The 12,169-nt window shown below is 71.3% G+C and carries 12 protein-coding genes; 10 read left to right on the plus strand and 2 right to left on the minus strand.

The window, feature by feature from the left end:
- Window positions 1-4: 4 nt before the first annotated feature.
- From ACT3T5_RS03875 to ACT3T5_RS03895, 5 genes are all read left to right on the plus strand, one after another.
- A complete protein-coding gene (locus ACT3T5_RS03875) occupies window positions 5-880 on the plus strand; it encodes a carbohydrate ABC transporter permease (protein WP_444593665.1) in 876 nt (291 codons plus the stop codon).
- Window positions 881-972: 92 nt separating this feature from the next.
- The gene (locus ACT3T5_RS03880) at window positions 973-1,779 is read left to right on the plus strand and encodes a ThuA domain-containing protein (RefSeq protein ID WP_444578964.1); all 807 of its coding nucleotides are present in this window, start codon (window positions 973-975) and stop codon (window positions 1,777-1,779) included.
- On the plus strand, window positions 1,776-2,915 hold the full coding sequence (locus ACT3T5_RS03885) for a Gfo/Idh/MocA family protein (RefSeq protein WP_444578963.1): 1,140 nt from the start codon (window positions 1,776-1,778) through the stop codon (window positions 2,913-2,915). Before ACT3T5_RS03880 ends, ACT3T5_RS03885 begins: the two co-directional genes overlap by 4 nt.
- A gap of 30 nt (window positions 2,916-2,945) precedes the next feature.
- Window positions 2,946-3,926, plus strand: coding sequence for a LacI family DNA-binding transcriptional regulator (locus tag ACT3T5_RS03890; protein ID WP_444578962.1), 981 nt, complete (start codon window positions 2,946-2,948; stop codon window positions 3,924-3,926).
- Window positions 3,927-4,041: 115 nt separating this feature from the next.
- The gene (locus ACT3T5_RS03895) at window positions 4,042-4,284 is read left to right on the plus strand and encodes a hypothetical protein (RefSeq protein ID WP_444578961.1); all 243 of its coding nucleotides are present in this window, start codon (window positions 4,042-4,044) and stop codon (window positions 4,282-4,284) included.
- 33 nt (window positions 4,285-4,317) lie between these two features.
- Here the strand turns inward: ACT3T5_RS03895 and ACT3T5_RS03900 are convergent, their stop codons facing one another.
- Window positions 4,318-4,851, minus strand: a complete 534-nt coding sequence (locus ACT3T5_RS03900; protein WP_444578960.1) for a hypothetical protein — start codon at window positions 4,849-4,851, stop codon at window positions 4,318-4,320.
- A gap of 239 nt (window positions 4,852-5,090) precedes the next feature.
- Here ACT3T5_RS03900 and ACT3T5_RS03905 point away from each other — a divergent pair, with 239 nt between their 5' ends.
- Genes ACT3T5_RS03905 through ACT3T5_RS03925 form a run of 5 tightly spaced genes read left to right on the plus strand, consistent with a single transcriptional unit; the run spans window position 5,091 to window position 11,268 of the window.
- The gene (locus ACT3T5_RS03905; protein WP_444578958.1) at window positions 5,091-6,317 is read left to right on the plus strand and encodes a peroxidase-related enzyme; all 1,227 of its coding nucleotides are present in this window, start codon (window positions 5,091-5,093) and stop codon (window positions 6,315-6,317) included.
- A 49-nt stretch (window positions 6,318-6,366) separates the two neighbouring features.
- On the plus strand, window positions 6,367-7,470 hold the full coding sequence (locus ACT3T5_RS03910) for an ABC transporter substrate-binding protein (RefSeq protein ID WP_444593666.1): 1,104 nt from the start codon (window positions 6,367-6,369) through the stop codon (window positions 7,468-7,470).
- On the plus strand, window positions 7,467-8,564 hold the full coding sequence (locus ACT3T5_RS03915) for a FecCD family ABC transporter permease (protein ID WP_444578955.1): 1,098 nt from the start codon (window positions 7,467-7,469) through the stop codon (window positions 8,562-8,564). Before ACT3T5_RS03910 ends, ACT3T5_RS03915 begins: the two co-directional genes overlap by 4 nt.
- Window positions 8,561-9,382 (plus strand): ABC transporter ATP-binding protein, encoded by an 822-nt coding sequence (locus ACT3T5_RS03920; protein WP_444578953.1) that lies wholly within the window; start codon window positions 8,561-8,563, stop codon window positions 9,380-9,382. The genes ACT3T5_RS03915 and ACT3T5_RS03920 overlap by 4 nt, the downstream gene beginning before the upstream one ends.
- Window positions 9,379-11,268, plus strand: coding sequence for an FAD/NAD(P)-binding protein (locus ACT3T5_RS03925; RefSeq protein WP_444578951.1), 1,890 nt, complete (start codon window positions 9,379-9,381; stop codon window positions 11,266-11,268). Before ACT3T5_RS03920 ends, ACT3T5_RS03925 begins: the two co-directional genes overlap by 4 nt.
- On the opposite strand, the gene ACT3T5_RS03930 is transcribed toward ACT3T5_RS03925, so the two are convergent.
- On the minus strand, window positions 11,258-11,989 hold the full coding sequence (locus ACT3T5_RS03930; RefSeq protein WP_343926526.1) for an MgtC/SapB family protein: 732 nt from the start codon (window positions 11,987-11,989) through the stop codon (window positions 11,258-11,260). The genes ACT3T5_RS03925 and ACT3T5_RS03930 overlap by 11 nt on opposite strands.
- Window positions 11,990-12,169 lie beyond the last annotated feature (180 nt).

The following is a 12,169-nucleotide window of genomic DNA, read 5'->3' on the forward strand; positions in this document are numbered from 1 at the left end:
CCCGATGAGCACCGCCACCACCGCACCCGCCACATCGATCGCACCCGTCCCCGTCCCCCGGCGCCGCACCAAGACGAAGAGCCGCTCCTGGCTGCACACCGTGATCGGCATCGTCCTGGTCGCGATCATGCTGTTCCCCGTCTACTGGATGCTCAACGCCTCGCTCGCGCCGGCGGGCAACAGCCTGAACACCCAGTGGCTGCCGCTGAACCCTGACTTCTCCGGCTACTCCCGGGCGATCGCCGACCAGGGCAAGAATCTCATCACCTCCCTGATCGTGGCGGTCGGCGCCTGCCTGCTCTCGATCGTGATCGCCGCGCCGTGCGCCTACGCGCTGGCGCAGTTCAAGATCAAGGGGACTGCCGTGCTCCTCTTCGTCGTGCTGATCAGCCAGATGATCCCCGGCATCGTGATCGCGAACGCCCTGTACACCGTGTACACCCCGCTGGGCCTGATCAACTCGATCCCCGGGCTGATCCTCGCCGACGCCTCCCAGGGCATCCCCTTCGCGATCCTCATCGTGCGGGCCTACCTCGAGACCTTCCCGACCTCGATCGTCGAGGCCGCCCGCGTGGACGGCTGCGGCCACGTGCGGGCGTTCTGGTCGATCGTGCTGCCGGTCTCGAAGAACTCGCTGATCACCGCCGGGATCTTCTCGTTCCTCTTCGCCTGGAGCGACTTCCTGATGGCCCTGACGCTCACCACCGGCGAGTCCATCCGACCCGTCACCCTGGGCCTGTACACCTATATCGGCACCAACGACACGGACTGGAGCGCCGTGATGTCCACGGCGGTCCTCTCCTCCCTGCCCGCGGTGGTCCTCATGATCGTCGCCCAGAAGTACGTCGCCGCCGGGGCCACCGGCGGAGCCGTCAAGTGACCACCGTGCCCGCCCCTGATCCCTCCCTCGACCCCGAACCCTTCGTCGGACCGGCCCTCGCCGGCCCGTCCCTCTCCGAAAGGACCACTCTCATGACCAGCACCCCCGCCGCAGCCTCGCTGCGCGTCACCGTCTGGGGCGAGAACCGCCACGAGCAGCGCGACCAGCGCGTGCGCGACCACTATCCCGAGGGCATGCACGCCGCGATCCGCGACGGCATCGTCGAGAACCTCGGGGACGACGTCACCACTCACATCGCGCTGCTGGATGATCCCGAGCACGGGCTCACCGAGGAGGTCCTCGCCCGGACCGACGTGCTCACCTGGTGGGGTCACATGGCCCACGACGAGGTCTCCGACGAGGTCGCCGAGCGCGTCCAGAAGCACGTGCTCGCCGGCATGGGCCTGGTGGTGCTGCACTCCGGGCACTGGTCCAAGCCGTTCACCCGCCTGATGGGCACCACCTGCACGCTGCGCTGGCGCAACGAGGCCGACCGCGAGCTGGTGTGGACCGTGAACCCCAGCCATCCGATCGCCGAGGGCGTTCCCCACCCGATCGTCATCCCCGAGCAGGAGATGTACGGCGAGCACTTCGACATCCCCGTGCCCGACGAGCTGGTGTTCGTCTCATCCTTCAGTGGGGGAGAGGTGTTCCGTTCGGGCTGCACCTTCCGGCGCGGCAAGGGCAAGATCTTCTACTTCAGCCCCGGTGACCAGGACTACCCCGTCTATCAGCACACCGATGTGCGCCGCGTGATCGCCAACGGCGTGAGCTGGGCGCGCCCGGCCACGGGCGACCGCACGGTGCCCTTCCTGGACCGCTACGAGGCCGACTGGTTCCTCACCGGCTCCGGCGGCCAGGGCCTGGGCGACGCCGAGGCGGCGGGCAAGAGCGCATGAGCACCACCGCCTCGAACCCCACCGAACGGACCTCCGTGCCGGTCGTCGTGGTCGGCGCCGGCGGCATGGGCCGGGCGTGGATGGGCACCGTGCTCCGCAGCGCCGACGCCCTGCTCGTCGGCGTGGTCGACGTGATCGACGGCGCCGCCGCCCGGGCAGTCCAGGAGGTGGTCCCGGACGGCCGCCGCGACGGGATCATCACCGGCACCGATGCGGTCACCGTCGCCCGGGAGGCCGGCGCCGAGGCCGTCATCGACGTGACGATCCCCGCCGCCCACCACGCCGTCACGGCCGACGCGCTCCACGCCGGGTTCCCGGTGCTGGGCGAGAAGCCCTGCGCGGCGACCCTCGCCGAGGCCCTCTCCCTGGCGGGTCACGCCGAGGCGACGGGGAGGCTGTTCATGGTCTCCCAGTCCCGCCGCAACAACCCCCACCTGCACGAGACGAGGCGGCTCGCCGACGAGCTCGGCGGTGCCGGGATCGTGGACACCCGGTTCTACAAGGCGCCCCGCTTCGGCGGATTCCGGGACGAGATGGACCATCCCCTGATCGTCGACATGGCGATCCATGCCTTCGACGCCGGGAGGGTGCTGCTGGACGGCAACCCCGTCTCCGTCACCGCCAGCTCCTCCAACCCGCCCTGGAGCTGGTATGCGGGTGACGCGGCGGCGACCGTCGCGATCACGTACGACACCGGCGCGGTGCACACCTTCTCCGGCTCCTGGGCCGCTCCCGGCGCCGAGACCAGCTGGAACGGCGACTGGCTGCTCAGCTGCGCGACGGGCACCGTGAGCTGGGACGGGGAGACTCCTCCCACCGCCAGCCCCGAGGGAGGCGAGGAGTCCGCGGGTCGGGCCCCCGCCGCCGACGAGCTCTGGGAGCTCGACGCCTCCCTGGCGGGTTTCTGCGACGCCCTGCGCGGCGGGGACGTCCCCGCCTCCGAGGTGCACGGCAACGTGTGGACCCAGGCGATCGTCGAGGCCGCGGTGCGCGCCGCGGACACCGGAGCACGTGTGGAGCTCGCGGCGATCCTCGACGAAGCCCTTCAGAGCGCCCGCACCCTGGATATCGCCGACGGGCGCAGTCAGGCGCTGGCCGCATGGAAGACTGGGACATCTGGTCTGACCGCCGTGTGAGTGGTGGCCCGAAGGAAGGGTGGAGGCACGGTGAGGAAGAAAGCACCGACGAGCCAGGACGTCGCCCGGCTGGCAGGGGTCTCCCAGTCCACCGTGAGCTATGTGCTCACGGGATCCCGACCGATCTCCGACGCCACCCGGGCGCGGGTGGAGGACGCCATCGAGAAGCTCGGCTACCACCCCAACTCCGGGGCCCGCACCCTGCGTTCCCAGCGCAGCGGTGTGATCGGTCTGATGGTCCCGGAGGCGGAGTCCGATGACGGTGTGCTCATGGTGTTCATCGGCGCCATCGCCCGGGAGGCCCGTCGCTACGGCTACGACATCCTGCTGGTCACCGCCCAGGAAGGGGCGCAGGGCATCCGCCGCGTGGTGCGCACCGGCGTGTGCGAGGCGCTGATCCTCATGGAGCTGGGACGGCACGACGAACGGGTGGCCCCGGTGATCGACTCCGGGCTCCCCTTCGTGACCATCGGCAAGCCCGACGAGTTCCCTCAGGGATCCGTCGTGGATCTCGACTTCGAGATGCTGGGCGGGATGATCGTCGAGCGCGCTGTCGAGGAGCAGTGCGACCGGCTGCTGCTGTTCGGCGAGCCCGGGCGCAAGCGCTCTCGCAACGATGTCGCCCGCTTCCTCGCCGGGGTGGAGGATGCCGCCTCGGAGGAGGATCTCGAGGTGGTGCTGGACGCCGTCCCGCTGGCCGACGTGCCGGATCAGGCGCTGCGCATGACGCTGCCGAATCAGCGCACCGCCCTGTTCGGGATCACCGGGGTGCGCCAGGTGCTGTTCGCGATGGCGGCGACCGGCGCCCTCGTGGACGATTCCCGGTTGTTCATCGCCCTCAGCGGGGAGGATCTCGTGGACGTCAGCCCGCTGCTCGCCTCGGTCCCGCAGGTCGACCCGCGGCGGGTCGAGATCAGCGAGCTCGCCGTCACGGAGCTCGTGCGGCTGCTGCAGGTCGAGGGCGCCGCGCCTCGTGTCACCCTCGTCGAGCCCCGCTGGCTCGAGGGCTGACCACGGGCCGTCACCTTCGGGGTGTTCCTCTCAGGACGGCTCGAGTCCCGCTTCGTGCTCCCGTACATCGGCACCCAGATCGTGGGTGGCCTGATCGCCGCGGGTCGCCCTGTTCGTGATCGCCAGTGGCCAGGCGGATTTCGCGATCGACCTCTCCGCCGCCGGCTCCTTCGCCACCAACGGGCACGGGGATCACTCGCCCGGCGGGTACAGCCTGCTCTCGGCGCTGTTCATCGAGGTGATCCTGACTGCGGTGTTTCTCTGGGGGATCCTTGGAGCGACCGACGGCCGCGCCCCGGTCGGCTTCGCGCCGATCGCCGGGCTCAGCTGTACATTCCTCTTCGCCGCGAAGAGCTGACCACCTCGTGCGCACGACAGGCCTCGCTGCTGGCTATGGCCGCTGCAGGCTCCGATCGAGCCTCAGCACGATCGTGCGGACCACGCCGTCGGGATCGATCGTGAGGGCGACGCTCGCTGCACCGTTGCCCCAGGTTCCCTCCCGGGGAAGCGGCTCGTAGCCCTCCTCCGTGAGCGGGGGAGCGGTGACCGTGTCCCGATCGATCGACACGATCCACTCCTCGATCCGTTCCTCGGCCGCGCCGCCGTCCTCATACGACGTGGCCGGGTGGTCAGTGCGGGCCATGGACGCGGAGAGCCTGCCGCACCCGATGTGCGCAGAGGTGCCCAGCAGAGTCAGGGAACTGAGACGGAAGTCCGTGGTGACCTCGGGAGAGATCCAGAAGAGCAGCTCCCCGAGATCGACGGACAGGCTGTGGTCCTGAGGCTCGGAGGCGCTCTCGGTCACCTCGACGGTGAGCTGGCCGTGGCCGCCTCCATCGACCTCGTCCTGGGGCATCGAGGCATCTGCCGAGGGATCTCCCGAATCGACCGAGAACCTGGCGGCGAGGGGTGGCGGCGATGGCATGGGACGACTCTAGAGGTGACGGAGTGCGAACGGGCGCCGACGAGGCATTCCGCTGTGAGCGTGCAGCGATGCGGGCCTGATTCCGGAGACCGGCACCGTTCGGCCCGGACTCCCTGCAGATCAGCGCACCACAGCAGCAGAAGCCCAGGCCGCAGGTGACTGACCGGTCACCGGACGGGTGACCACTGACACCTCACCCTTCCGCAAAGGTGATCTTGGGTAGTGCATAAGATGTCCTCATGTCCGACGTGATGATGTCCCTCGACGCCCATCAGATCCTCACCGCTGTCCTCACGGATGCCCCGGAAGATCGTGAGGCGCTCACGGTTTTGCGACCCGAGGTCCTCGCCCACACCCGGGAGGCCTACGACGCGCTGTACCGCAGCGAGCAGCCTCTTCCCGCTTCCGTGCTGCACGCCCTGGCCGCCGTCACCGCGGACTGGCAGGGCAGCGGCCCACTCGCCCAGTGGCACCGTGCCCAGGGCGCCGACGCACAGCTCACCGCCGCCGATCCGGTCGCCACCGACCTCCGGGGTCCGAGCGGCGCGACCCTCGATGCCGCGACGCTCAACGCCCTGCGGGATCACGTCGACCTGCTGTCGATCTCTCCGGCGCTGACCACCCGCGCCGACCAGCAGCGACTGCTCGACGCCGGTGTCGGCTCGTCGGTCGCCGTGCTCATCAGTCAGCTCGTCTCCTTCGAGAGCTACCTCCAGCGCCTGGTCGCCGGCCTCGCCGCGCTCCGTGGCCTCGAGGTCCCGTCGGCCGACGCCCCCGTGCGCCTCCCGCGCACCCACGGCCGCACCGCCGAGCACGGCGGGACCACTGTCACCGGCCGCACCCGCCCGTCGGCCTTCACCCGCGAGCAGCTGCAGTGGGAGCCCTGGGTGGCGGTGCCCGCCGAGGACGAGCTGACCGAGCTCCAGCGCGACTCCTTCGCCTCCAAGGCCAGCACCAACAGCGTCTACTTCCGGATGCTCTCCCAGACCCCCGGCATCACGAAGGCCCGCAGCGCCCTGGACAATGCGATCTTCCTGCCGCGGGATGGCGCGCCCAAGGCCGAGCGCGAGCTCGCCGCCGCCGTGACCAGCAAGGTCAACGACTGCATCTACTGCGCCTCCGTCCACGCGAGGAAGTCCGCCGGCTTCTCCAAGCGCCCGGAGGACGTCGACGCCCTGCTCGCCGCCGCCCTCGATCGCGACGCGAACTGGATCTCCACGGACCTCGACCCGCTGGTCGCCGAGCAGGACGAGCGCTGGAGCGCGGTGGTCACCGCGGCCGCCGAGCTCTCCCGTCCGCGCGCCCACGTCACCGCTGAGGCGATCCACGCGCTGCGCCGCCTGGAGCTCACCGACCCCCAGATCGCCGATGTGCTCACCGCCGCCGCCTTCTTCGCCTGGGCGAACCGCCTCATGCTCAGCCTCGGGGAGCCTTCGCTGCCCGACGCCGAGCAGGCCGCCGCCTGACCCCGCCGCACCCCTCCCCGTCCTCCCGCCGACCCCTCGAGGAACCCCCATGACCCCCACGCGTTCAACCCACTCCACGGGCCGCGCACTTCGCCGTCGCACCCTGCTCGGCGCCGCTGTCGCCACCCTGCCCGTCCTCGGCCTCGCCGCCTGCGGCGAGGTCACCGTGGAGGGGGAGTCCGCCGTGAGCGACGAGGACACGTCGATCACCATCACCGATGACCAGGACCGAGAGGTCGTGCTGCCCGGCCCCGCGCGGAAGGCCGTGGTGCTGAACAGCTACACCAACGAGTTCGTTCGCGCCATCGGCGCGGGCGACAGGGTGGTGGGCGTGGACCGTGCCTCGCTGGACCGCCTGCCCTACCTGCCGCTCGAGGAGAGCCAGGTCATCGCCGAGGGATTGGACCAGCTCAACTACGAGGCGATCGCGAAGCTCTCGCCGGACGTCGTGATCCTGCCCCGCAACGCCGTCTGGCAGGAGGCCGCCGAGCAGCTCGAACCCTTCGGCATCCCGCTGGTCGTCGCGACCGCCTGGGACACCGAGGTCGTCGACGCCACCATCACCCTGCTCGGCCAGGTTTTCGGGGCCGACGACGCAGCTCGGACCGTGCTGTCCTTCAAGGACGAGATCTCGGGCCTGCTCACCGAGCGCCTCGCGGACGTCGAGCCCGTCCCGGTCTACTTCGAGACCGTCGAGCCGTACCTCACCACCCTGCCCGGCTCCGGCTTCCACGCCATGATCCTCGCCGGCGGCGGCAGCAACATCTTCGACGACGCCTCCGGCGGCGACGCCCAGGAGGAGCTGACCGTCGACCCCAGCGAGGTCGTGCTGCGCGACCCCGAGTTCGTGATCCATGAGTTCGAGCCCTCCGCCGAGCCCGTGGACCGCTTCGAGGACCTCCGCGCCGATCTCGCCGCCCGCCCCGGCTGGAGCGGGATGACCGCCCTCGCCGAGGGGAACGTCGCGATCGCCAACGGCTGGGCCACCAGCGCGCTGGGCAAGTCCATCGGCGCCCTCTACCTCGGCGTCTGGCTGCACCCCCAGGAGATGGCCGACGTGGACCCCGATGAGTACCTCACCCGCTGGGTCACCGAGTTCCAGGACACCGAGCTCTCCGACCCGGCCGACTACGTGCAGGGGCCGCAGTCATGACCACGACCCTCGCGACGAAGCCCGCTCCGGCTCCCGCCGCTGCGGCGGCATCGGCCCCCGCCCGCCGCCATGAGCTGCGCAAGCGCCTGGTCATCGCTGCCGGCCTCGTGGTCTCCGTGCTCGCCCTGATCACCTCGGTGACCATCGGCACCGCCGGTGTGGGCTTCACCGACGTGGTCCGCTCGATCCAGGTGAGCATCGTCGGCGGCACCATCAGCGCCGATTTCGCGTCCTCCTACGCGGTGATCACCCAGCTGCGTCTGCCGCGGGTGCTGCTCGCCTTCACCGCCGGCGCCGCGCTGTCCGTCTCCGGCGTGCTCATGCAGGGGCTGCTGCGCAATCCCCTGGTCAGCCCTTTCACCCTGGGCGTCTCCCCGGCGGCGGCCTTCGGTGCCGCCCTCGTGATCACCCTCGCCGGCACCAACCAGCTCCCGGCCTGGGCCACGATCGCCGGCGCGATGGTCATGTCGCTCATGGTCTCCGCGCTCGTGCTCGGCATCGCGACCGCCCGCCGCATGGCCGTCGCCACGCTGCTGCTGCTCGGCATCGCCATGACCCAGATCTTCGAGGCCCTCACCTCGGCGCTGCAGTTCACCGCGAACGAGAACACCCTGCAGGCGATCATCCGCTGGACCTTCGGGTCGGTGAACGACGCCAGCTGGCAGGACGTGCTCATCGTCGGCGCCGTCACCGTGCTCGCCCTCCCGCTGACGATGTGGTTCTCCAAGGACCTCAACGCGATCGCCTTCGCGGGCGACGACGCCGCCCGCAGCTTCGGCGTGAACGTGGGCCCGCTGCGCGTGGGCCTGATCGCCCTGTCGGTCACGCTCGCCGCGATCGTGGTCAGCTTCTGCGGGATCATCGGCTTCGTGGGCCTCGTCGGCCCGCACATCGCACGCCTCGCCATCGGTGCCGACCACCGTCACCTGCTGCCCTTCGCGGCACTCTCCGGCGGGCTGCTCCTGCTGGTCGCCGACGCCGTGGGGCGTACGGTGATCGCTCCCGCCGTCGTGCCCGTCGGCATCGTGGTCGCCTTCATCGGCGGCCCCGTGTTCATCTATCTCATCCTCACGCGAAGGAACACCCTGAAGTGAGCCTCTCCGTCGACCACCTCTCCTTCGCCTACGGCAAGCGCAGGATCCTCGAGGACATCTCCTTCGAGGTCGCACCGGGAGCGTTCTGCGCCCTGCTGGGCCCCAACGGCTCCGGGAAGTCAACGCTGGTCAAGGCCATCGCCGGGGTGCACCGGGCGAAGGCCGGCCGAGTCACCGTCGAGGGCCGGGACACCTCCTCGCTCGGTCGCCGTGAGCTCGCCAAGGTCGTCGGCTACGTGCCGCAGGCCGGCGACGCCCCCTTCGACCTCACCGTGCGCGAGGCCGTGATGCTGGGCCGCACCCCGCACTTCGGGATCGCCCCGCGCCAGGAGGACCGGGCGACGGTCGAGGACGCGATCGTGCGCATGGGTCTGATGGACCTCGCCGAGCGCAGCATGTCCGAGCTCTCCGGCGGTCAGGCCCAGCGCGCGCTGATCGCTCGGGCGCTGGCCCAGGAGACCCGCGTGCTGCTGCTGGACGAGCCCACCAGCGCCCTCGACCTGCGCTACCAGATCGAGACCCTGCAGCTGGTCCGCCAGATCACCCGCGAGGAGGGCATCAGCGCCCTGATCGCCATCCACGACCTCAACCACGCCGCCCGCTACTGCGACCAGGTGATCGTGCTGCACGACGGGCGCATCACCGCCGACGGCAGCCCCGCGAGCGCCCTGCAGGCGCAGACCCTGCGCACCGTCTACGAGGTGGACGTCGAGGTCGGCATCAGCGACGGCACGGTCGAGGTGCGGCCCCGGGTGGACGAGCACGGTGTAACCCGCACCGGCTCCCGGCTCGACGAGCTCGTCGCCGACGCCCGATGAGCACCCTCGACGCGATCATCGTCGGCGGCGGACCGCGCGGCGTCGCGACCGTGCTGCGCGCCGCAGCCCGCGCGGAGGCCGACGGCGCGCCGCCCGCTCGCCTGGCCGTCATCGACGCGACGTCCGTGGGCGCCGGCGCCACCTGGCGGATCGACCAGCCCGGTGAGTACCTCAACAACACGCAGGCCGACGCGACCACCATCCATCCCGACGACTGCACCCCGATGAGCGGCCCGGCCGCCCCCGGTCCGGACCTCGTGCAGTGGGCCCGCACCGTCACCGCCTCCGGTGGCCATCCGCAGGGATCCTGGGTGCTCGAGGAGGCCCGCACCCTGGTCGGGGCGAGCTTCCCGACCCGCCGGCTGCAGGGCGTCTACTTCCGCGATCAGCTCGACGCCGCGATCGCCGCCGGGCACGTCGAGGTCCAGGAGATCCACGGACTCGTCGTGGACCTCGCGCGCGACGGGCAGGAGACCGTGGTGGTGCTGGCCGACGGCCGCCGTCTCGCCGCCCCCACCGTGGTCCTCGCCCAGGGGATGGTCCAGGCGCGTCGCGACCCAGAGGTCACCGCCTTGATCGAGGCGGCCGACCGCCACGGCCTGCGCTGCGCAGAACCCGGCATGCCCGCCGAGCGCCGCTACACGGGACTGCCCGCCGGGGAGACCGTGCTGGTGCGCGGCCTCGGAGCGAACTTCTTCGACGTGATCGGACAGCTGGTCGACGACTGGGGCGGCGCCGCGCGGCGCATCCCCGGCGATCCGACCGGCCGCCTGCGCTATGCACCCAGCGGACGCGAGCCCCGCCTCGTCGTCGGCTCCCGCCGCGGTGTGCCCTACCGGTCCAAGCCCGACGGCGGCCGCTCCGTGCGACCCTTCACCGCCCGCTGGGCCACCCGTGCATGGTTCGGCGAGCTGGCAGAACGCTCCGACGTTGACTTCGCCGCCGAGGTGTGGCCCGTGCTCTGCCGGGAGTTCGCGCGCGCCTACCTCGACGCCCTCACGGACCACGTGCCCGGCGCCGTGCGCGGAGGCTGGCTGCCCGCCCTCGACGCCTCAACCACGCAGGACGCGGTCGACGCAGTGCTCAGCGCGGCGATCACCGACCCCCGCTGGACCTGGACGCTCGACGAGCTGCACCGCCCCACCCACGGCCGGCCCGTCACCGGCGAGGCCTGGGACGCCCTGGTCGCCCGCCTGATCGAGGACGAGCTCGGCTCGCTCTCCGACCCCGCCCACCACCCCCGCGCTGCGGTCAACGGGGCGATGGGCGCCCTGCGCCGGCACGTCGGCCGTCTCACCGGGCTCGGCGCCTTCCACGGCGAGTCCCTGGCCCGGGATGTGCTGGGCTGGTTCGACGGCGACTCCCTCGCGCTCGCCTCGGGTCCTCCTGCGGACCGGGTCCGCCTGGTCCTCGCCCTGATCGAGGCCGGGGTGATCGAGCTGCTGGGGCCCGAGCTGAGCATCGGGGTCGACGAGACCCGCGGCCGGTTCTTCGGCCGGTCGGCGATCACCGGCCGCTCCGCGTCCTCACGCGTGCTGCTGGAGACACGGATGTCCAAGGGACGGATCCCGCAGACCGACGACCCGCTGCTGCGGGAGCTGCTCCGCACCGGGCGCGCCCGCATCCACACCGTCGACGGTGTCCCCACCCAGAGCCTCGAGGCCACACGGGCGGACGCCGCGGAGTCCGCCCGCGGAGGGCACAACCTGGTCGCCGCCGATGGCACCGAGGATCCCGCCGTGATCGTGCTCGGCATCCCCGCTGCGAGCACCCAGCCCGGCAGCGCTATCGGGGCCAGCCCGGGCGTGCCGTCACCCCTGCTCGCCGGCGCCGACGTGGCCGCGCGGCAGATCATGGCCCGTCGACGGGTCGCCCTCAGGAACTGACATCCTCGTCGTCGGCGTCCTCGCCGCTGGTGCGCAGCATGACCCGGTCCACGCCGTCGAGCTCCATGAACTGGGGGATCAGGTCGCGCACCGGGGGCCTGCCGTGGAACCGGACGTCCATCACCACGAATCGATGACCGTCCCGCTCGGTGCGGCGGCTGTGCTCGATCGAGCTGGTGAACCCCATCGCGGTCGCGAGAGCGAGCAGGTCCCGCAGCACGCCGGCGCCGTCGGCGTAGGTGATCCGCAGCAGGCGCTTCGCATCGGGGGAGGGGAGCCGGCGCAGCAGCGGTGCGACCACGAACAGCGTCAGCAGGTGCAGCGCCGTGAGCAGCACGGCCAGCGACAGCATGCCGGCTCCGCAGGCCATGCCCACGGCGGCGGCGACCCAGATCGTGGCGGCCGTGGTCAGCCCCCGCACCACATTGCGTCCTTTGAAGATGACGCCCGCGCCGAGGAAGCCGATGCCGGAGACGATCTGTGCGGCGATGCGCGACGGGTCCAGTCGCACGTCGTCCCCGAGCACGGCGGCGAAGCCGTAGACCGAGACCAGGGTGAAGGCGCACGAGCCGAGGCCGACGAGCACGTGGGTGCGGAAGCCGGCGGCCTTCTGCCGGAACTGGCGCTCGAGCCCGATCAGCGAGCACAGCACGAAGGCGACGAGGAGCAGCTGGCTCTCCACGAGCGACGTGCTCGTGATCGCGCCGACCAAGGGATCCATGCGGGCGCCTGCCTCCGTCGTTCCTGTCGTGGCTCTGGCCTGCACCGGGGATCCGCGCAGGCGGTCGTGCCGATGCCAAGTTAGCAGAATCACGCCCGGGCGCCGGGAGGCCGGGAGGGCCGGTCGACAACGGGGCAGGCCAGAGCCTCTTTGTCACCTCAACGTTTTACGCCGTGAAGC

The sequence above is a fragment of the Brachybacterium sp. AOP3-A1-3 genome, assembly GCF_052378285.1.
GTDB lineage: Bacteria > Actinomycetota > Actinomycetes > Actinomycetales > Dermabacteraceae > Brachybacterium.

Bases quoted from the DNA above. Each gene is read 5' to 3' on its own strand.
- ACT3T5_RS03875 (WP_444593665.1), top strand. From the start codon at position 5: ATGAGCACCGCCACCACCGCACCCGCCACATCGATCGCACCCGTCCCC.
- ACT3T5_RS03880 (WP_444578964.1), top strand. From the start codon at position 973: ATGACCAGCACCCCCGCCGCAGCCTCGCTGCGCGTCACCGTCTGGGGC.
- ACT3T5_RS03885 (WP_444578963.1), top strand. From the start codon at position 1,776: ATGAGCACCACCGCCTCGAACCCCACCGAACGGACCTCCGTGCCGGTC.
- ACT3T5_RS03900 (WP_444578960.1), bottom strand. From the start codon at position 4,851: ATGCCATCGCCGCCACCCCTCGCCGCCAGGTTCTCGGTCGATTCGGGA.
- ACT3T5_RS03905 (WP_444578958.1), top strand. From the start codon at position 5,091: ATGTCCGACGTGATGATGTCCCTCGACGCCCATCAGATCCTCACCGCT.
- ACT3T5_RS03910 (WP_444593666.1), top strand. From the start codon at position 6,367: ATGACCCCCACGCGTTCAACCCACTCCACGGGCCGCGCACTTCGCCGT.
- ACT3T5_RS03915 (WP_444578955.1), top strand. From the start codon at position 7,467: ATGACCACGACCCTCGCGACGAAGCCCGCTCCGGCTCCCGCCGCTGCG.
- ACT3T5_RS03925 (WP_444578951.1), top strand. From the start codon at position 9,379: ATGAGCACCCTCGACGCGATCATCGTCGGCGGCGGACCGCGCGGCGTC.
- ACT3T5_RS03930 (WP_343926526.1), bottom strand. From the start codon at position 11,989: ATGGATCCCTTGGTCGGCGCGATCACGAGCACGTCGCTCGTGGAGAGC.